Source organism: Paenibacillus sp. J22FR21 (assembly GCF_056269135.1).
This window is the reverse complement of sequence record NZ_JBWDNJ010000016.1, coordinates 14,262-33,834: the sequence shown is the minus strand read 5'-3', so window position 1 is coordinate 33,834 and position 19,573 is coordinate 14,262. Positions and strand designations below refer to the sequence as shown.

General features: G+C 49.5%; 18 protein-coding genes and 1 tRNA gene. 3 read left to right on the top strand and 16 right to left on the bottom strand.

Annotation, left to right across the window (positions count from 1 at the left end):
• Positions 1-20: 20 nt before the first annotated feature.
• The 7 genes from AC0YNS_RS30910 to AC0YNS_RS30880 form a co-directional block, all read right to left on the bottom strand.
• Positions 21-797, bottom strand: coding sequence for a sugar phosphate isomerase/epimerase family protein (locus AC0YNS_RS30910; protein WP_475784705.1), 777 nt, complete (start codon positions 795-797; stop codon positions 21-23).
• Between the two features lie 178 nt (positions 798-975).
• Positions 976-2,268 (bottom strand): phosphopyruvate hydratase, encoded by a 1,293-nt coding sequence (gene eno / locus AC0YNS_RS30905; protein WP_091225610.1) that lies wholly within the window; start codon positions 2,266-2,268, stop codon positions 976-978.
• A gap of 114 nt (positions 2,269-2,382) precedes the next feature.
• The gene (gene gpmI, locus AC0YNS_RS30900; protein ID WP_475784704.1) at positions 2,383-3,915 is read right to left on the bottom strand and encodes a 2,3-bisphosphoglycerate-independent phosphoglycerate mutase; all 1,533 of its coding nucleotides are present in this window, start codon (positions 3,913-3,915) and stop codon (positions 2,383-2,385) included.
• Between the two features lies 1 nt (position 3,916).
• Positions 3,917-4,669: a triose-phosphate isomerase gene (gene tpiA, locus AC0YNS_RS30895; RefSeq protein WP_475784703.1), complete on the bottom strand. Its 753-nt coding sequence runs from the start codon at positions 4,667-4,669 to the stop codon at positions 3,917-3,919.
• A 20-nt stretch (positions 4,670-4,689) separates the two neighbouring features.
• Positions 4,690-5,871 (bottom strand): phosphoglycerate kinase, encoded by a 1,182-nt coding sequence (locus AC0YNS_RS30890; protein WP_475784702.1) that lies wholly within the window; start codon positions 5,869-5,871, stop codon positions 4,690-4,692.
• A gap of 430 nt (positions 5,872-6,301) precedes the next feature.
• Complete coding sequence (gene gap / locus AC0YNS_RS30885; protein ID WP_475784701.1) at positions 6,302-7,306, bottom strand: type I glyceraldehyde-3-phosphate dehydrogenase; 1,005 nt, start codon at positions 7,304-7,306, stop codon at positions 6,302-6,304.
• 90 nt (positions 7,307-7,396) lie between these two features.
• Positions 7,397-8,431, bottom strand: a complete 1,035-nt coding sequence (locus tag AC0YNS_RS30880) for a sugar-binding transcriptional regulator (RefSeq protein ID WP_475784700.1) — start codon at positions 8,429-8,431, stop codon at positions 7,397-7,399.
• A gap of 242 nt (positions 8,432-8,673) precedes the next feature.
• Here AC0YNS_RS30880 and AC0YNS_RS30875 point away from each other — a divergent pair.
• The 3 genes from AC0YNS_RS30875 to sda all read left to right on the top strand — a co-directional run bounded on the left by AC0YNS_RS30875 (position 8,674) and on the right by sda (position 10,176).
• Positions 8,674-8,748, top strand: a tRNA-Arg gene (locus AC0YNS_RS30875).
• Positions 8,749-9,040: 292 nt separating this feature from the next.
• On the top strand, positions 9,041-9,622 hold the full coding sequence (gene clpP / locus AC0YNS_RS30870) for an ATP-dependent Clp endopeptidase proteolytic subunit ClpP (RefSeq protein ID WP_475784699.1): 582 nt from the start codon (positions 9,041-9,043) through the stop codon (positions 9,620-9,622).
• 239 nt (positions 9,623-9,861) lie between these two features.
• Positions 9,862-10,176: a sporulation histidine kinase inhibitor Sda gene (gene sda / locus AC0YNS_RS30865; protein ID WP_475784698.1), complete on the top strand. Its 315-nt coding sequence runs from the start codon at positions 9,862-9,864 to the stop codon at positions 10,174-10,176.
• A 91-nt stretch (positions 10,177-10,267) separates the two neighbouring features.
• Here the strand turns inward: sda and AC0YNS_RS30860 are convergent, their stop codons facing one another.
• The 9 genes from AC0YNS_RS30860 to AC0YNS_RS30820 form a co-directional block, all read right to left on the bottom strand.
• Entirely contained in the window at positions 10,268-11,041 is a 774-nt protein-coding gene (locus tag AC0YNS_RS30860) for an SIMPL domain-containing protein (RefSeq protein ID WP_475784723.1), read from the bottom strand.
• A gap of 147 nt (positions 11,042-11,188) precedes the next feature.
• A complete protein-coding gene (locus tag AC0YNS_RS30855) occupies positions 11,189-11,458 on the bottom strand; it encodes an HPr family phosphocarrier protein (protein WP_090583454.1) in 270 nt (89 codons plus the stop codon).
• Positions 11,459-11,561: 103 nt separating this feature from the next.
• The gene (gene whiA / locus AC0YNS_RS30850; RefSeq protein WP_475784697.1) at positions 11,562-12,491 is read right to left on the bottom strand and encodes a DNA-binding protein WhiA; all 930 of its coding nucleotides are present in this window, start codon (positions 12,489-12,491) and stop codon (positions 11,562-11,564) included.
• 6 nt (positions 12,492-12,497) lie between these two features.
• Positions 12,498-13,484 (bottom strand): gluconeogenesis factor YvcK family protein, encoded by a 987-nt coding sequence (locus AC0YNS_RS30845; RefSeq protein ID WP_475784722.1) that lies wholly within the window; start codon positions 13,482-13,484, stop codon positions 12,498-12,500.
• A gap of 4 nt (positions 13,485-13,488) precedes the next feature.
• Positions 13,489-14,358: an RNase adapter RapZ gene (gene rapZ / locus AC0YNS_RS30840; RefSeq protein ID WP_090986174.1), complete on the bottom strand. Its 870-nt coding sequence runs from the start codon at positions 14,356-14,358 to the stop codon at positions 13,489-13,491.
• A 50-nt stretch (positions 14,359-14,408) separates the two neighbouring features.
• On the bottom strand, positions 14,409-15,359 hold the full coding sequence (locus tag AC0YNS_RS30835; RefSeq protein ID WP_090986100.1) for an ROK family glucokinase: 951 nt from the start codon (positions 15,357-15,359) through the stop codon (positions 14,409-14,411).
• 350 nt (positions 15,360-15,709) lie between these two features.
• Positions 15,710-16,657, bottom strand: a complete 948-nt coding sequence (gene trxB, locus AC0YNS_RS30830; RefSeq protein WP_475784696.1) for a thioredoxin-disulfide reductase — start codon at positions 16,655-16,657, stop codon at positions 15,710-15,712.
• A gap of 28 nt (positions 16,658-16,685) precedes the next feature.
• Positions 16,686-18,428: a tetratricopeptide repeat protein gene (locus tag AC0YNS_RS30825; protein ID WP_475784695.1), complete on the bottom strand. Its 1,743-nt coding sequence runs from the start codon at positions 18,426-18,428 to the stop codon at positions 16,686-16,688.
• 143 nt (positions 18,429-18,571) lie between these two features.
• Entirely contained in the window at positions 18,572-19,522 is a 951-nt protein-coding gene (locus AC0YNS_RS30820; protein ID WP_475784721.1) for a ribose-phosphate diphosphokinase, read from the bottom strand.
• Between the last annotated feature and the right edge of the window lie 51 nt (positions 19,523-19,573).

The following is a 19,573-nucleotide window of genomic DNA, read 5'->3' as shown; positions in this document are numbered from 1 at the left end:
AGCCTTTCTATACTTAACGATTATAGGTAGTCGTTCTCGCGGAAGAAATCAAGGCTGATCTTCGCGCTCTCCAGCGACGAAGAAACGAACTGCTCTTGTTCCACGAAGATGTATTGAATTCCGGATTGCTCCGCTACGTCCAAGACGCCTTTCAAATTCACGATTCCTTTGCCCACCTCGGTGTCGCTGCGACCTTGGCCAAAATCTTTAAAGTGCGCCAAAGGTAAACGGCCCGCATAACGGTTTGCATACTCAACCGGGTTTTGTCCGCCCATGTGTACCCAGCCGAAATCAAATTCGGCAATGAGGTATTCTGCAGGCACTTTCTCCAGAAGCAGATCGATAACCGGTTTACCTTCAACCAGCTTGAATTCGAAATCATGATTATGATAGCCGTAGATAAGTCCCGCTTCCGATACTTGCTTACCGGCTGCAGCCAGAATGTCTGCCAGTTTGTTCACATCTTCTGCCGTCGGGTTCTCAGGCAGCGGAGCCCATGGTGTCACGATATATTGAAGACCGATTTCTTTAGCATATTCAATTTGCTTTGCCAGGTCGGCTTCGATTTTCTCAGGCTCACCGAAGTTTAGACCGACATGCGCCGATGGAGCTTGCAAGCCAAGCTCGTCCAACAAGGCTTTCAATTCCTTCGCAGGCGTATTGAAGTAACCTGCAAATTCTACTGCTTTGTAGCCCATTTCGGCTACCTTGCGAATCGTTCCGATGAAATCCTTCTCCGTTTGATCACGAAGCGTATACAACTGTAAGCCTACAACCGGTTTAGCCAATGCTTCCACCTCATAGCTCTATAGTTTTTTGTTCTGCCCTTCCTGCTCTTTCCATGCAAAAAGGGAGAGCAACAAGTCTTGCGCCTTGTTATCTCTCCCTAATTATAGCGAATGCCTAGGCTTAAACTACCTCACCTTTTGGGACACTCTTATGCCATTTTGGCTTCAGTCGTTTTTCCCTCGAAACTTATTTAAAGTTTTTCAGGTTGTAAAACGCGCTTTTGCCTGCGTATTGAGCTGTGGAACCCAATTGATCTTCGATGCGAAGCAATTGGTTGTATTTTGCAACGCGGTCCGTACGGGACGGTGCGCCTGTTTTGATTTGGCCTGCGTTTGTCGCCACTGCGATGTCTGCAATTGTGCTGTCTTCGGACTCGCCGGAACGGTGGGAAATTACAGCTGTGTAGCCGGCGCGTTTTGCCATTTCGATCGCATCGAATGTTTCAGTCAGGGAACCGATTTGGTTTACTTTAACCAAGATGGAGTTACCTACACCTTTGTCGATACCGTCGGACAAACGCTCTGTGTTGGTTACGAACAGGTCATCACCAACGAGTTGGACTTTACCGCCCAATTTGTCAGTGAGCAATTTCCAACCTTCCCAGTCGTCTTCGGAGCAGCCGTCTTCGATTGTGATGATCGGGTACTTCTCAACCCACGAAGCAAGCAGGTCCACGAACTCAGCGGAAGTGAACGAACGGCCTTCGCCTTCAAGGTGGTATTTGCCGTCTTTGTAGAACTCAGTGGAAGCCACGTCCATACCGAGGAATACGTCAACGCCCGGCTTGTAGCCTGCGCGCTCGATAGCGGAGATGATTGTAGTGATGGCTTCTTCGTTGGAACCAAGGTTCGGTGCGAAACCGCCTTCGTCGCCTACAGCTGTGTTCAGGCCTTTATCTTTCAGAACCGATTTCAGGTTGTGGAAGATTTCAGTACCGATGCGAAGAGCTTCTTTGAAGCTTTCTGCGCCAACCGGCAGAACCATGAACTCTTGAACGTCGATGTTGTTATCAGCGTGCTCGCCGCCGTTAACGATGTTCATCATTGGAACCGGAAGTGTTTTCGCGTTGAATCCACCTAGGTATGTGTAAAGAGGTACATCAAGCGCGTCAGCTGCTGCACGTGCACAAGCCATGGATACGGCAAGAATTGCATTCGCACCCAATTTGCCTTTGTTGTGCGTGCCATCAAGCTGGATCATTTTACGGTCGATCAGCACTTGATCAAGCGAATCCAAACCGATGATTTCAGGAGCGATGATTGTGTTTACGTTCTCGACAGCCGTCAGAACACCTTTACCCAGGTAACGGGATTTGTCGCCGTCACGAAGCTCAACAGCCTCGTAAGCGCCTGTGGAAGCACCGGATGGAACGATTGCGCGGCCTTTGCCGCCGGACTCCAGCATAACCTCAACTTCAACAGTAGGGTTACCGCGGGAATCAAGTACTTCGCGTGCATAAACGTCAGTAATGATAGACATGTTCGTAAACACTCCTTTAATTTTGATTGATTCTTTACCTAGATTATCGTCATTAATCATTAAACGCATGAATGAATATAGTAAACCTGCCTAGGCAATTTACCATTGTCGTTCTTAGCCTTGCACCAGAGGTGTTCCTGTCATCTCTTCCGGCTTCGAGAGACCTGCAAGAGATAGAATCGTCGGCGCGATATCCGCGAGGACGCCGCCTTCACGAAGAGGTCCAACCTGCTTGGTGACGATGAATGGAACCGGATTTGTCGTATGGGCCGTGAACGGACGACCATTCTCATCGATCACCATATCAGCATTGCCGTGGTCAGCCGTAATCAGACATACGCCGCCTTTAGCCAGCACCGCTTCCACGACTTGCCCCAGACACTCATCCGTTGCTTCAACCGCTTTGATCGTCGGCTCCAGCATACCGGAGTGACCCACCATATCCGGGTTCGCGAAGTTCAAGATGATGACATCTTGACGATCTGCTTCGATTTCTTTCACAGCTGCAGCTGCTACTTCGTACGCGCTCATTTCCGGCTGAAGATCGTAAGTGGCTACCTTCGGAGAAGGAATCAGAATACGCGTCTCGCCAGGAAGCTCTGCATCGCGACCGCCGCTGAAGAAGAACGTAACATGCGGGTATTTCTCCGTCTCGGCGATGCGAAGCTGACGCTTCCCATTCTGCACGAGCACTTCACCCAGCGTGTTGTCGAGGTTCTTCGGCTTATACGCAACGAAGCCGCCAACGGTTTCACTGAACAGTGTCAAGCAGACAAAGTACAGATTCTCCGGCGCTTTCGGTCCACGGTCGAAACCGCGGAAGTCGCTGTTTGTAAACACTTGCGACAGCTGAATGGCACGGTCAGGACGGAAGTTGAAGAAAATAACCGCATCTTCGGATTCCACCACACCTACCGGGCTGCCGTCTTCTTTGACGATAACAGTCGGCATGACGAACTCGTCATAAACCGATTTCTCGTAGGATTCCACAACAGCTTTAATTGGATCTGTATATTGCGGTCCATCTCCATAAACCATTGCACGGTACGATTTCTCGGTACGCTCCCAACGTTTGTCGCGATCCATCGCGTAGTAGCGGCCTTGAACAGTCGCAATTTTGCCTACTCCGATTTCTTCGATCTTAGCTGTAAGTTGCTCGAGGTATCCTTTTGCGCTGTCCGGCGACACGTCGCGGCCGTCCAAGAACGCATGAATGTACACTTCCTCGACTTCTTCCTTCTTCGCAAGCTCAAGCAGGGCGAACAAGTGTGCAATATGGCTGTGTACGCCGCCGTCAGACAGCAGGCCGTACAAATGCAGCTTCTTGCCACTCTCCTTCACGTGACGGATGGCACCCATCAACGTCTCGTTGTCGAAGAACTCACCGTCGCGGATCGACTTGCTGATGCGAGTCAGGTCTTGATAGACGACACGGCCTGCGCCGATGTTCAAATGGCCAACTTCGGAGTTGCCCATTTGACCTTCCGGCAAGCCTACTGCCTCTCCGCACGCCGTTAATGTCGTATGCGGGTAGGTATTCCAGTAGCGGTCGTAGTTCGGTTTGTTCGCTTGTGCAACCGCATTGCCGGTAACATCGTTACGCAAACCGAATCCGTCCAAAATAATAAGTGCAACCGGAGCTGTCATCTTACTTCGCCCCCTCGACAAGTGCGATGAAGGATGCAGGCTCTAAGCTTGCACCGCCAACCAATGCGCCGTCGATATTGGATTGACCCAAATATTCGCTTACGTTGTTCGGTTTCACGCTGCCGCCGTATTGAATGCGAACTGCATCAGCCGTTGCTGCATCGTACAATCCCACGATAACATCGCGGATGAATGCAATCACGTCTTCTGCATCAGCGGAAGTCGAAGATTTGCCTGTGCCGATTGCCCAGATAGGCTCATAAGCAACGACAACTTCTGCCGCTTGTGCTGCGGACAAACCTTGGAAAGCTGCTTCGGTTTGCACTTTACAAACCGATTTGGTTTGCTCTGCTTCGCGTTCTTCCAGCTTCTCGCCAACACATACGATCGGCGTGAGACCGTGCTTGAATGCAGCATGGACTTTCTTATTTACAATCTCATCGGATTCCGCAAAATATGCGCGGCGCTCCGAGTGACCGATGATTACATATTGAACGCCAAGGTCTTTCAGCATAACGCCGCTGATTTCGCCCGTGAACGCACCGTTGTCCTCGAAGTGGACATTTTGCGCACCGATTGCGATCGCTGTGCCTTTAGCCGCTTCTACAAGCGCAGGCAGTGTTGTGAATGGCGCGCAGATGACTGTTTCAACACCGTCAACCTCTGCTTTGCCTTTAACGTCTGCGAAGAATGCAGTCGCTTCAGAAACCGTTTTGAACATTTTCCAGTTGCCTGCAATAATTGGTTTACGCATCGTTATTCGCCCCTTATCCCTTACTTATCGTTCAGTGCAACGACGCCCGGAAGCGCCTTGCCTTCCATGAATTCCAACGAAGCGCCGCCGCCAGTGGAGATGTGGTCCATCTTATCAGCAAGACCGAACTTCTCTGCAGCAGCCGCGGAATCGCCGCCGCCGATAATCGTGTAAGCATCTGTATCTGCACAAGCCGCTGCAACTGCACGAGTACCGTGCGAGAATGGCTCGATTTCAAATACGCCCATCGGTCCGTTCCATACAACCAGCTTGGAATTCTTGATTACATCTGCATACAGCTCACGTGTTTTCGGACCGATGTCGATGCCTTCCCATTCAGCAGGGATGCCGTCAACATCAACGATTTGCGTGTTTGCTTTCGCGCTGAACTCGTCCGTAATGACGATATCAACCGGCAGCAGGAACTGCTTGCCCATCGATTTGGCTTTCTCGATAAACTCAAGCGCCAGATCAAGCTTGGAGTTGTCGCAGAGCGATTGGCCGATTTCATGGCCTTGCGCTTTGAAGAACGTATAGGAAAGACCGCCGCCGATGATGATGTTATCTGCGATTTCGATCATTTTGTTGATAACGTCGATTTTATCTTTAACCTTGGATCCGCCGACAATCGCCGTGAATGGACGTTCTGGTTTCAGGAGCGCGCGACCAAGCACGTCAAGCTCTTTCTCCATCAGAAGACCGGATACAGCCGGCAAATAGTGTGCGATACCTTCAGTCGATGCATGAGCGCGGTGAGCAGCGCCGAAAGCATCATTGACGAACAGATCCGCCAGCTCGGCAAATTGCTTCGCCAATTCCGGATCATTCTTCTCTTCACCCTCGTAGAAACGAACGTTCTCAAGCAACAGCACGTCGCCTTCTTTAAGAGCAGCCACTTGCGCTTTAACAGATTCACCAACGGCTTCGTCTGTTTTGACAACCGGCTTGCCAAGCAATTGCGACAAACGAATGCCGGCTTCAGTTAAACGCATGCCTTCAACGACTTGACCTTTTGGACGTCCCAGGTGGCTCGCCAAAATCACTTTCGCACCGTTCTCGATCAGATACTTGATGGTAGGCAGCGTCTCGCGAATACGCGTATCATCCGTAATCGCACCGTTCTCCATTGGTACGTTAAAATCCACACGAACAAATACACGTTTACCGGCTACTTCAACGTCACGCACACTCTTCTTGTTCATTAGTGAAATCCTCCCGGGAACCCCATGATAAAGGTCTTAAGTATATTAAAATTCTCCACTTGCTATCCATCCCGCAGTCTGTGCGGGTTTATATCTATATGTTTCGCTCTAGTTTCCCGCAGGGAAACCGGCGTTGCAGGTTGCAACGGGCAACCGCTAATAAAAAGAAGCATCCGGATCCCCTGAAGGGAGCCGCAGATGCATTAAAAACTCTTGAACTCTGAACTAGGGAGCGCCGCATGAAAGCTTACGATCCCGTGATGCGCCATGCGGCGTATCACGAAGTTCGTATGGCGAGCATCCGCAAACTATCGCGAAGGAGCTGCCACAAGCAGCTCCTTCGACGGTTATTGGGTGTCCATAGGGGAACCCTTGGAATCCCCCTTTTCAAGGGGGACTTAGGGGGATCGTCCTAGGAATTAAAGGGTTCTTACAGACCCTTAGAAGCGATGTAAGCAGCAAGGTCAACTACACGGTTGGAGTAGCCCCACTCGTTGTCGTACCAAGAAATGATTTTAACCATGTTACCTTCAACAACCATAGTCGACAAAGCGTCGATTGTGGAAGAAGCCGGGTCGCTGTTGTAGTCGCTCGATACAAGCGGCTCATCGGAGTAGTTCATGATGCCTTTAAGGGAAGTTTCAGCTGCATCTTTCAATGCTGCGTTTACTTCGTCAACAGTTACGTTAACTTTCAATTCAGCAACCAAGTCAGTTACGGAAACGTTAGGCGTAGGAACACGCATAGCCATACCGTTCAATTTGCCTTTCAACTCAGGCAGTACAAGGGATACTGCTTTAGCAGCGCCTGTGGAAGAAGGAATGATGTTTTCTGCAGCAGCGCGAGCACGGCGCAGGTCTTTATGTGGAACGTCCAATACGGATTGATCGTTAGTGTACGAGTGAATAGTAGTCATCATACCTTTTACGATACCGAACTTGTCGTTGATTACTTTAGCGAATGGTGCAAGGCAGTTCGTTGTGCAAGAAGCGTTGGAGATGATTGTGTGAGCGGAAGCATCGTATTTATCTTCGTTAACGCCCATTACGATAGTGATATCTTCGTTAGTAGCTGGAGCGGAGATGATTACTTTCTTCGCGCCGCCTTTCAAGTGAAGCTCAGCTTTGTCTTTCGCTGTGAAAATACCAGTGGATTCAACAACGATTTCTGCGCCTACAGAAGCCCATGGAAGGTTCTCAGGGTTACGTTCAGCAAAAACCTTGATTTCACGGCCATTTACGATCAGCGCGCCTTCTTTAGCTTCTACAGTAGCTTCCAGCTTACCATGAGTAGTGTCATATTTAAGCAAGTGAGCCAGTGTGTTTGTGTCTGTCAAATCGTTAACAGCCACCACTTGTACATTCGGGTTGTTCAATGCTGCGCGGAACACGTTACGGCCGATACGACCAAATCCGTTAATACCAACTTTTACCATTTTAGTTTCCTCCTAGGCATAATTTCATTTATCTCAAGACGAGGCGTTGGACACCGGTTTCCGGCAGTCCACTCGTCAAGATCACAACACTTACTGTTCCTGATCGATGATCGCTGCAATTTCAAGGGCAGCTGCCTCGTCGGTGACGAGTACATCATCATGTCCAAAGCGCATTACAGCTGCGATCGCTTCACCTTTACTGCGGCCGCCTGCAATCGCAATGACAACCTCAGTTTCCATAATGTCTTCGATTCGAAGACCTGCAGTGAGCATCTTATGAACGACAGAACCGCTCCGGTCAAAATAGTACCCGAATGATTCAGCAAGCGCTCCTTCAGCCTTGAGTGCATCGACGACTGCCGCATCCACGCGTCTGCGACGAGCCATTACCATAGCGTCCCCGATCCCATGAACGACGATGCGGGCTTTGCGAATAACTTCCACAATCTCCCTCACGTTCGGTTCCTGCATCAAGGAGGTGTACGCTTCTTCGCCCAAGTGGTCCGGTACATGAAGCATCCGGTATTGCGCACCTGTTCGCTTAGCCATTGTCGAAACAATCGTATTGGCTTGGTAGTCCAAGCTTTCGCCAAGTCCGCCACGCGCCGGTACGAACCAATTGCCTTTGAGCGGTGTCTGCACAGTCAGTTGATTGGCGACTTGAGCTAATGTCGATCCGCCTGTTACGGCAATGACATCGTCGTTCTTCATCGCTCTGCTCAGTACTGCGCATCCTGCTCGTCCCAACTCCCGCTTAGTATGAGGGGAAGCATCGGAATCACCGGAGACGATAACAACTTGCTTTAAACCAAAATGCTTGCGAATTCTCTCTTCCAGCTCCGACAATCCGAACATCGCTTTGTAGAAAGGCTCCATATCCTCAAGCAGCCGTTTACCGGCATCACTGATCCGCATCCCTGCAGCATCAATGAGGAGAAGCTCCTGTGCTTTGAGAAAATCCGTTTCTGCGCGCAGCACCCGCTCTGTCATATCGAGTGAAGCCGCTAACGTGCGCCGACCGATCATATCCGAGAGCATGACCTGACGGAGAATAAGATACCTTTTCCTCATGACGATTAGTAAGTCTGGCAGAAGCTGCTGCTGTATTTCGATGAGAGATTGCATCTTCCAACATCAACTCCTGTTGCAGAGAGAGGCTTTCATATCTCTTAGGACAATCACAGGGACGCGTTTCGTCCCATATGCTCTTTTTAAGTCCCACAGCTATTGTAACCCAAACTGAAGTCAGGGGCAAGATCAGTTTGCCTAATGAAACCGTTTACTGTCACGATTTGCACAAAATTAATTTCTCTAGCAGCCTTGCTTTTCTTTCCTCAATCACATATACTTATCTTCGCTGTCACTTTGCGCCCGTGGTCCAATGGATATGACGTAGGCCTCCGGAGCCTGAGATCGAGGTTCAATTCCTCGCGGGCGCGCCATAATAACTATAATGAATGTCTCATAATGAAGGACCTTCCGATTTATCGGAGGGTCCTTCTTCATGTTTCAGGCAGAAGCTCACCTCCAACAGCATCTCCATTTCTACTCGAATGTAACCTTCATTTCTGCCTGTTTAGCTTGTTTACAGACAATTTGACCATCTTTGACTTTTAATTCACAATCCGTTATGATGAATTTATTAGCAGTTCAATAATCAAGGGTGATCATACCACTCCGATTGCTGCATCTGCGTTTCACCACTATATGAATGTTCTAGAGGAGGGACTTACGATGAGTTTCGTACCAATGGTTATCGAATCGAACAACCGCGGCGAACGCGCATACGACATTTACTCCCGTTTGCTGAAGGATCGAATTGTATTCCTAGGCACGCCAGTCAACGATATGGTGGCTAACTCCATTATCGCGCAGCTATTGTTCCTTGCAGCCGACGATCCGGATAAGGACATCTCGCTTTACATTAACAGCCCTGGCGGTTCGGTCTCTGCAGGTCTCGCCATTTTCGATACGATGAATTTCATTAAACCGTCTGTTTCCACCATTTGCGTGGGTATGGCCGCTTCGATGGGCGCATTCTTGCTGTCAGCCGGCGCTAAAGGCAAACGTTACGCGCTTCCTAACAGTGAAGTCATGATTCATCAGCCGCTTGGCGGAGCACAAGGTCAAGCAAGCGATATCGAGATCCGTGCGAAGCACATCTTGAAAACGCGCGATACGCTGAACCGGATTCTAGTGGAGAATACCGGCCAAACGCTTGAGAAGATCGAGCGCGATACCGACCGCGATTACTTCATGTCCGCTGCAGAAGCAGCAGCTTACGGCCTCGTTGATAAGGTTATCGAGAAATTGTAAGCCAATAGCCATTGCGGATAAGAAACAGAAGAGAGCGTTAATCCTTTGCGGGATTAACGCTCTTTTTTATCTGCCTTCAATCGATTACCATAGTTAATTGATTATGTCAATGACAATTTGAAGCGCTGAATGGGAAGGGACTGCTCCATCAAATCATGATAAGATGTACTAAATGATTCCATATCCACCGTCACTTAGGACATGTTTCGGAAATCTAATATAAACGGAGTTGCACACGCATGAAACTTACGAACCCATTCGCAAGCGTGCGAAATTTCATTCGATCCAGTGATTCTGGCAGCGTCTTCACTTCCTACACGCCATCGTATGAACCTAACTTTCAGCATGCCACAACTGAAACAGATAATCAGAATCTCTTCTTGCCTATGCAGGACAAGTCTCTCCTGTTGCGTCCACTTAGCGATACTCATTTAATTGAAGTGTATCATGAAGCTAGAGCGATGCGTTTATCCGAAGAGTTTATTGCGCTGATTGAGCACGCTATTGAGCAACGTGGTTTGTCCACTGCTGATGAGCGGAAATCATTAGCCTAACTCATGTCGTCCAGATCATCATATAAGGCAGACCCTTCTCCATTATGGAGAGTGGTCTGCCTTATTTTTTCGCTAGTATACCGCCGTCGTATTATTGCATTTCATATACGACTGTAACATCCGCAGATACATTAATTACCCCGGTTTGCACACTCGTTTCCGCTTTATCAGCCATACCCGCTGCTTCCGGAGCCATTTGATCCCGGCCGTAGTAGATGGGTCCGCTGCTCATGCCATTCTGCGAGATGCTGATGACTTCCTTCACTTGTTTGCCAGCCGCCTTCGCAAGTGCAGTTGCTTTCACTTTGGCGTTAGCCATTGCTTTCTCAAGCGCTTGAATCTCATATTGCTCTTGCTTCTCGGTATTGAACTGAACACCGTCTACCCGGTTAGCGCCATTAGCCGACAGATCATCCAGCAATTTGCCGATGCCATCTAAATCACGTGTTGTAATTTGGATGTTGTGCACGGACAGATAGCCTTTGATTTTGCTTGTGCCGTCTTTGCTGTTGTATTCATATTCCGCCTGCACGTAGAATCCTACCGTCTTGACATCCTTCGCATTCATCTTGTACGTGTCGAACAACACTTTCTTCAAGCCTGCGAACTGTGTCGCATTCTTCGACTGTGCTTCCTTCGCCGTAGCCGCGCGCGCTTCTACCGCTACGCTAAGATATGCCACATCCGGTGCCGCCTCCAGCTTACCAGTGCCCGCTACTGTAATCGTGCTCTTCTGTACCATGACCCCATTATCCACCGCATACACCTCATTGCTGCCATGACCGCTTGCCCCAAACATTGCCCCTACGCCTACCGCAAGTGCCAGTACTGGTACCATCAGCCATTTGGATTGCAACTTCACCATCACGTTCAGCCCCCTTCAATCTCCATATTTGGTTCTATCTACTCAGACGCTGTTCTCCAATCGTTTGTTGCGGCAATGCAGCCAATAATTGCCCATTAAATAGAAAAAACCCCCAATAGGGAGCTTCTTCGATGCGTTTATGTCTGATTATTGGTTTTCAAGCTCTTCCTTGCTAACCAGGTTGACTAAAGCGGTTACAGCTTGATCGGCGTCGGAACCTTCCGCGCTTATTGTAACCTCAGTACCTGAGCTGATAGCAAGACTCATAATACCCATAATCGATTTAGCGTTCACTTTTTTATCGTCTTTCTCTACGAACACCTCGGAAGAAAACTTGTTCGCTTCCTGAACAAAAAGTGCGGCCGGTCTTGCATGAAGACCTGTCTTCAGTCGAACGACAACCGGATGCCTTGTCATGGAAACCTTACCCCCTATACGAAATTCAATCTTGCGATCATTTGCACCAAGTCATTTTATTCGCTATTATATCACTTTTCTAAAGTCTACACTAGCCTTCTGCCTAACCGTTCCTTAATTTTTCGGCTAACTCGTCGATTTTGCGCAAACGGTGGTTTACACCGGACTTGCTCACCTTGCCCTTGAGCATCTCGCCGACTTCCGTTAAATTCAAATCCGGATGCAACAGCCGTATATTGGCCACCTCGCGAAGCTTATCTGGCAGTGTATCCAGCCCCACCTCACGCTCGAGCAGCTTAATATTATCGATCTGCCTCACGGCCGCACCAATCGTTTTGTTCAAATTCGCCGTCTCGCAATTGACGATTCGGTTGACAGAGTTACGCATATCACGCATGATGCGTACATCCTCGAATTTGAAGAGCGCTTGATGGGCACCGATGATGCTGAGGAGCTCGATAATTTTCTCGCCCTCTTTCATGTAGAAGATGAATCCTTTCTTACGTTCAATGCAGCGGGCGTTCAGTTCAAACTTATTCGCCAGCTCCACGAGCGCTTGACAGTGCTCTTCATACATGGTGGCTATCTCCAGGTGGTAGGACGATCCTTCCGGGTTATTTACGGAACCCCCGGCCAGGAACGCGCCGCGTAAGTAGGAACGTTTGCAGCATGACTTGCGAATAATGTCCCTGTCGATGCCCTGGTTAAACATGAAGCCCTCGGAGACAATTTTGAGGTTACTCAATATCTCTTGCACGTTGGTCGGAATCCGCACGATATAGACGTTATTCTTCTTCAATCTCATCTTCTTGCGAACCAGCAGCTCCGTATGAACAGCGAACTGCTTCTTGATGAGGGAATAGATCCGTCTTGCAATCGCCGCGTTTTCCGTCGATATATCGAGTATTACCTTTCGACTCGACAACGAAACCGAGCCGTTCATTCGAATCAATGCAGAGAGCTCCGCCTTCTCACAGCACGGATCGGCTTCGATGAGCGTCAATTCTTTTTTGGTTTGTCCCGCAAAAGACAATGTAACTCACCTCTTTCGTTCCATCCAGTTTTCCACAAGCTGATAAATATGATGACTTAACCTAGCTGCATCATGACGCAAATACGTGCGAAACAGTACGAGCCGATCTGCAATAACTTCATAGCCGCGCCGCTTCACTTCTTCGAGATCAAGATGTACAGCTTTTGCACCTCGTTCGGCGTACTTATTTTGCACCTGCTCAGGTATTTCACCGTCGTTAACGATGACATAATCGAACAGATGATGACCGATATGCGCATGTACAGCAGCCAAATGGTCGCTTACCGAATAATTATCCGTTTCTCCCGGCTGCGTCATTACGTTACATACAAACATCTTCACCGCATTGGAATCCACGATTGCTTGAGCCAGCTTAGGCACCAGCAAATTCGGGATAATGCTCGTATAGAGACTGCCCGGACCGATCAGGATTGCATCGGCTTCACGGATTGCCTCCACGGCTTCTTCCAGAGGCTCGACATCTGGCGGCTCAATAAAGACCCGCTTAATCGCTTTGCCTGCCTTCGGAATGTTCGACTCGCCTGTAATGATCGTGCCGTCCACCGTCTCCGCCTTCAGCACAATGGCTTCACCTGCAGCAGGCAGCACACGTCCGCGAACCGCAAGCACTTTACTGAGCATTCGAACGCCGGACACAAAATCACCGGAGATGTCGGTCATTGCCGCAAGCATCAAGTTGCCTAAGCTATGACCCGCAAGGCCGTTTCCGGAATTAAACCGATACTGCAGCAAATCGGAGAGAAGCGGCTCGACGTCGGCAAGGGCAATCAACACGTTGCGGATATCGCCCGGAGGCGGCATCTGCAGTTCATTTCGCAGAATACCGGAGCTTCCGCCATCATCGGCCACCGTTACGATGGCCGTTATATCAAGCGGCTTCTCTTTCAATCCACGCAGCATGACCGACAGCCCTGTACCTCCGCCGATAACAACAATTCGGGGCTTCTGTTCTTTTCTCCGTTCTGCCACGATTACCTCAGCTCCGATCACGATCTGAATCTCGATGACTGACTCGAACGAGCTCTGTGTCACTGCTGCCAAGCATTCGCCCTAGATATTCGGCAATGGCGACCGAACGGTGTTTACCGCCCGTACATCCAATCCCGATCACAACCTGGCTCTTGCCTTCTTTCCGATAAAGGGGAATAAGAAACTGCAGCATATCGAGCAGCTTCGTGAGGAATGCCTGTGTTTCCGGCCATTTCATCACATACTCGAACACTTCTGGATCTTGGCCCGTATTGGGGCGCAAATGATCGACATAATGCGGATTCGGGAGAAAACGAACATCGTATATGAGATCGGCGTCGATTGGGATTCCATATTTGAATCCAAATGAAGTGACATTAATAGAGATTGTATTGAGATCTGAGTTCGTGAAGCGAGACATGATTCGTTCTTTCAGCTGAGCCGGTTTCAAGTTACTTGTATCGATAACCTGTGTCGCCCAGCCTTTCAGATCCTCAAGAATACGTCTTTCCAGCTTAATGCCTTCCAGCGGCAATCCTTCCGAAGCCAGCGGATGAAGTCGGCGGCTTTCCTTATAACGCTGCACGAGCACGCCATCCGTTGCATCCAGGAAGAGAATCTCATACCCAATCGTGTAGTGCTCCTTCATATAGTTCAGTGATTCAGACAAAGCCGTGAAAAACTCGCGTCCTCGTAAATCAATTACGAGTGCGACCTTGCCGATTTTGCCATTGGACTGTTCTATGAGCTCCGCAAACTTCGGAATGAGCACCGGCGGAAGATTATCTACGCAGAAAAATCCGAGATCCTCCAGGCTTTGTACCGCAATCGTTTTACCAGCACCGGACATGCCTGTAATGATGACTAGCTTTGCCATCGCTGTTCCCGCTTCCACACTCAATCCCCCCCACCGTCTACCATGACGTTCTACGCACGAATAATTAGACCAGCCGCACCGACAACGCCTGCATCGTTACCAAGAATAGCCGGTACGATTTCAACGCCTTCTTGCGCCATTTCAGGTGCTGACTTCTTGAATGCTTCACGAATTTGTTCAAACAGGAACTCGCCTGCTTTGGATACACCGCCGCCAATGATGAAACGCTGCGGATTAAGAACAACCGCTACGGTAGCCATCGACTTACCCAAGTAATGCGCTGCGCGAGCAACGATACGAGCCGCTACTTCATCTCCGGCTTTAGCTGCATCTACGACATCCTTCGCCATAATATTCGTTACGAACGAAAGCGAAGTGCGATCCCCGCGTTCGACAGCATCTTTCGCCATACGGATAATACCCGTAGCGGAAGAAACCGTCTCCAAGCAGCCCATTCTGCCGCAGCCGCATTGAATCGCTTCGAGATCCGGCACGATCGGAATATGACCCAGCTCGCCGGCCATGCCTGCGAAACCTTCTACGATTTTACCGTTTATAATTACACCGCCGCCAACGCCTGTTCCAAGCGTGTAGCATACGCAATCCGAAATATTACGGCCTGCTCCCGCCCATGCTTCTCCAAGTGCTGCAACGTTTGCGTCATTATTGACTAGTACTTTTTTACCAAGCTTCTCTTCAAGAATCGCTTTCAGAGGAACATGATCAAAGAACAGATTAACCGACTGCTTTACGATGCCGTTCGGGATATCGAGGAAACCGGCAATACCAATGCCTACGCCTTCTACTTGTTCCCACGTGAATGGGGACTGTTCGACGATCAGCTTGGCATAGTCAGCGATATTCGCGCAAACGACGTCAGAGCCTTTCTCAACTTCAGTTGCTCCTTCAAACGTATGCAACAATGCGCCTTCCATACTGCAAATACCAACTTTAATTGTTGTACCGCCAATATCTACTCCAACGACTATTTTCTCAGACATAATAGGCCACCTCTATAATATAAGGATCTGGGGTTACTTCTGTTCCAACTAAACTATAAGCGAACGCTTCCAACTGGTCAAGGTGAAACGGCTGCCGCCATCCCATTGGTGGCGCAGCGCGTTTCATTCCGTAGAAATACAAGGTGAGTGTAGAGTGAAACCTTTACTTTCTTGTATTTCAAGGCTCGCTCTATCAGGTGAAATTAACGGGTCTTAGGCTTAATAATATAAGGGATGAAACTGCCCCAGCCGCGCTAACATGAAGTGACGCCGTCCGTTGCTACGGACAGCGTCATCCATACGTCATTCACTTGTGCAGAGCCACTCTTGATGCAGTACGCAGCTTGCTATTATACCGATTGACTCCAGTCATGCACGGCGTGACCTTCAATGAATTTCTCACAATCAAGTGCAGCCATACAGCCGCTTCCCGCCGCTGTAATCGCTTGGCGGTACTTGTTGTCCTGTACATCGCCGCAAGCGAAGATACCGGGAATGTTCGTTTCCGATGTACCCGGCTTCACGATCAGATAGCCTGTCTCGTCTGTTTCCAGCTGGCCGCCGAGGAATTTCGTGTTCGGCGTGTGGCCGATCGCAACGAAGATTCCGTTAGTTTCGATAACTTCCTCTTCCCCTGTTTGGTTGTTGCGCACTTTAAGGCCGGTTACAGCCATGTCATTTGCGACAACCTCCAGCGGTGTGCGATCAAGCGCCCAAGTAATCTTGCTGTTCTCGCGTGCACGGTCCTGCATGATTTTGGAAGCGCGCATTTCTGGACGGCGGTGAACGAGTACGACCTCCGAAGCGAAACGCGTCAAGAAGTTCGCTTCTTCCATAGCGGAGTCGCCGCCGCCTACCACGATAATTTTCTTACCGCGGAAGAAGAATCCGTCACAAGTTGCACATGTGCTTACGCCGCGTCCAACATTCTCGCGTTCGTTAGCAATACCGAGGTATTTAGCCGAAGCACCCGTAGAGATAATGAGGGATTCTGCTTGCAGCTCGCCTTGCCCTTCCACTTGAATTGTGAACGGACGCTTCGAAGTATCTACCGAATTAACCCAGCCTGTACGGAATTCCGCACCGAAGCGCTCCGCTTGCTTACGCATGTTGGCCATCAGATCAGGACCCATAATGCCATCAGGGAAACCCGGGAAGTTCTCAACCTCTGTCGTTGTCGTCAATTGTCCGCCCGGCTCAGGACCTTCAATAATAAGCGGGTTCATGTTCGCACGAGCCAAGTAGATCGCGGCTGTCAGCCCTGCAGGGCCTGTTCCGATAATAATTGCTTTATGCACAGATGTTACCTCCTAAGCATGGACTCCCCTAGTCGCGATGTTCCGCAAGCCCCGGGAATGTCATTCTCATTTTTTCTTTAATACCGCATATTTCATCAATGCGTTTGGCGCATTTGCTAACCGTTGCAATCGACGTCCCATACCGCTGAGATACCTCGTGGTAGGAAATTTCTCTCCGGTGCATTTTGGCTGTCAAATACTCAAGCGCAGCAGCCCAGCCTTCCACTTTTCCAAGTTTCGGCACGTTGGGGTATATCCGCGAAAGAAACTCAATCCACAGCGTGAGCAAATCATGCTGCTGAACGAGGTCATAATGCTTGTTCATCCGCTGCAATGCTGCTTCAAGAACCGATTGCCATTTATCCTCCCAAACCGGAAGTCTCGAGGGCATCCGGCTATGTTCGATAACCGTTTCTTTGCCTTCAAGCACCGCTTTAAGCGATTCATGCACGCCGATGGAACGAAGCACGAAGATCGCAATTCGTTTCAAATAGTCATCTTCCTGCGGCTCTACGATAAAATCACGCAGCGCATCCTTCACTTCATTATCGGCAATCATACCAAGAGCTTGGATAACTTGCAGCTTCGTATGTCTGTCGCCATGTCGCAGCGCCCAGAAGAACGAAGAACGAACAAGCGGATCCCGCTTCATATGATCAGGCAGCGCTTCGGTCGACTTCTCCCACAGCTTGAACTGCTCTTCGAAGGGCAGGTGATAATGGTAGCTCGTAGGCGCCACATTCAAACCCTTCTCCATAAGCGAAAGCTGCTCCAGATAGTAGCCCGGTACATGCGATTCGCTGTCCAGCTTACTGACCTGATGCCACAGTTTCTTAGCCTCTTCGTAACGCCCCATATTGCAAGCCGCAACGGCCGCATAGTGGTAGAGACACGGATCAGACTTCAACGCATTGTCCTTGAGCAGACGAATGAAGTGACGGTACGCCTCGCCGTGTTCCCCTAGAATACCCATTGTTGTAGCTAACTTAAACACATGCTCCTGATGGAATGGCACGGTTTTGCAAAGCAGCTCCACTAACGGTTTCAGCTGTTCCTGATCACCGGCATGCTGATGGAAGATCGCCAGGTTACATAGCGCATGCAAATTGCCCGGTTCAATGTCCAGCACCTGATGAATCGTGACCATCGCTTTGTCGAAAATACCCATATAGTAGTAGGCTAACGCTAGGTTGTTGCGAGCCGCAAGAAATTCGCCGTTCTTCTCGACAATACTCTCCAGCAATCGCACCGCTTCAACAAACTTGCCTTCTTCGAGCATGGACCTTGCTCGGTCATGTTCGAAGAATCCTTCGCGCGCCTTGATATAAGCCAGCTTCATCGGACGCTCCAGCTCAAAGTGGAGCAGCTCCATCATTTCTTCGGCTTCATCGAGAAACTGCCCTTCGGGATCTTCCTCCAGGTATTTCACGAGTGAATCCTCAGCGGCTTCGTAATTCTCCATGTTGGCAAAATTGTTCGCCATATAGAAATGGCATTCCGTCATCTCCGGATCGAGCTCGTTCACAATCGACGACAAGATTCGGTTCGATTCCTCGTAATTGCCCATTTCTGACAAAATGCCGGCCATATTGCAATGATTCACCGGATTATCCGGTTCATACTCGGCCGCGCGGCGGAAATACTTCAGTGCCTTGTCATAATGATAACGATCCATCGACCGAACCGCTCGCTCGAAGAAGAAGGTTGCGTCCCATTGTATCGGAATGACTTTCGTGCTGTGGCTGGCTACCGCAATTTTCTTTTCTTTCATAACAAAAGGCACCTCCCCGGTACATCAAATATTCTACGATTATACCATAGCGCGGCCTATCCTTACACGAAAGAATATGTGGGAAATCGCGGGCATTCGCCCGCGATTTCGGAGTTTGGCCTTACGTACAGGCCGTATATTGCCTAGATTCCGGCATTTTTGAAGAGCGTGCTGATGGAGCCGCCTTCAATGATAATGCGCGTCGTTTCGGCTAAGATTGGCGCTACAGACAATACGGTGAAGCGGTCGGAACAGTTCTCCGGCAGCGCAATAGAGTCCGTTACTACGACTTCTTTAATATTCGGATGGTCTAATCGCTGCACTGCAGGGCCGGAGAAGAGCGGGTGCGTTGCACACACGTACACATCTTCAGCGCCGCGTTCTTTGAGACCTTCCACAACATTGACGATCGTCGTGCCCGTATCAATCAAGTCCTCGATAATTATTGGAGTCTGGCCTTCTACATCACCGATAACATGCGTTATGACGGATTCATTGTGTGCCGGACGTTTCTTAATCATAATCGCGAACGGTGCATCCAGATAGTTAGCCAGCTTCTCGGCAGTCGAGGCACGGCCCGCATCCGGAGATACTACAATCGGATTCTTAATGTTCTTCGATTTCAAGTAATCACTGATTAGATCTAGGCCAGTCAGATGATCAACAGGGATATTGAAGAAGCCCTGGATCGCCGGTGCGTGCAGATCAATCGTAATCACGCGGTTTGCACCAACGGTCGTCAGTACGTCCGCAAGCATTTTAGCCGAGATCGGTTCACGCGGAGCCGCTTTGCGCTCTTGGCGTGCGTAACCATAGTACGGCACGATGATGTTGACGGTACGCGCGGAAGCACGCTTCGCCGCATCGATCATGACGAGCAATTCGACAAAATGATCATTGATCGGATGTGAGAACGACTGTACAAGGAATACATCACAATTACGGATTGTTTCCTCGTAGTGAACATAAATTTCACCGCTTTTGAAACGAGACACTTTGATTTTACCGAGCTCCAGACCTAGATTCTCGCAGATCCGTTCCGCAAGTTTGGGATTCGAGGACCCCGAGAAAATACGCAGCTTGTCGCTAAACAACATAATACCCTCCTGAGCGATTAGACCACTTTTTATTTACATGCATCAAAA

Excerpts from the sequence above, each read along its gene's own strand:
- eno (WP_091225610.1), bottom strand. The coding sequence starts at position 2,268 with ATGTCTATCATTACTGACGTTTATGCACGCGAAGTACTTGATTCCCGC.
- gpmI (WP_475784704.1), bottom strand. The coding sequence starts at position 3,915 with ATGACAGCTCCGGTTGCACTTATTATTTTGGACGGATTCGGTTTGCGT.
- tpiA (WP_475784703.1), bottom strand. The coding sequence starts at position 4,669 with ATGCGTAAACCAATTATTGCAGGCAACTGGAAAATGTTCAAAACGGTT.
- AC0YNS_RS30890 (WP_475784702.1), bottom strand. The coding sequence starts at position 5,871 with ATGAACAAGAAGAGTGTGCGTGACGTTGAAGTAGCCGGTAAACGTGTA.
- gap (WP_475784701.1), bottom strand. The coding sequence starts at position 7,306 with ATGGTAAAAGTTGGTATTAACGGATTTGGTCGTATCGGCCGTAACGTG.
- AC0YNS_RS30880 (WP_475784700.1), bottom strand. The coding sequence starts at position 8,431 with ATGCAATCTCTCATCGAAATACAGCAGCAGCTTCTGCCAGACTTACTA.
- clpP (WP_475784699.1), top strand. The coding sequence starts at position 9,041 with ATGAGTTTCGTACCAATGGTTATCGAATCGAACAACCGCGGCGAACGC.
- sda (WP_475784698.1), top strand. The coding sequence starts at position 9,862 with ATGAAACTTACGAACCCATTCGCAAGCGTGCGAAATTTCATTCGATCC.
- AC0YNS_RS30860 (WP_475784723.1), bottom strand. The coding sequence starts at position 11,041 with ATGGTGAAGTTGCAATCCAAATGGCTGATGGTACCAGTACTGGCACTT.
- AC0YNS_RS30855 (WP_090583454.1), bottom strand. The coding sequence starts at position 11,458 with ATGACAAGGCATCCGGTTGTCGTTCGACTGAAGACAGGTCTTCATGCA.
- rapZ (WP_090986174.1), bottom strand. The coding sequence starts at position 14,358 with ATGGCAAAGCTAGTCATCATTACAGGCATGTCCGGTGCTGGTAAAACG.
- AC0YNS_RS30835 (WP_090986100.1), bottom strand. The coding sequence starts at position 15,359 with ATGTCTGAGAAAATAGTCGTTGGAGTAGATATTGGCGGTACAACAATT.
- AC0YNS_RS30825 (WP_475784695.1), bottom strand. The coding sequence starts at position 18,428 with ATGAAAGAAAAGAAAATTGCGGTAGCCAGCCACAGCACGAAAGTCATT.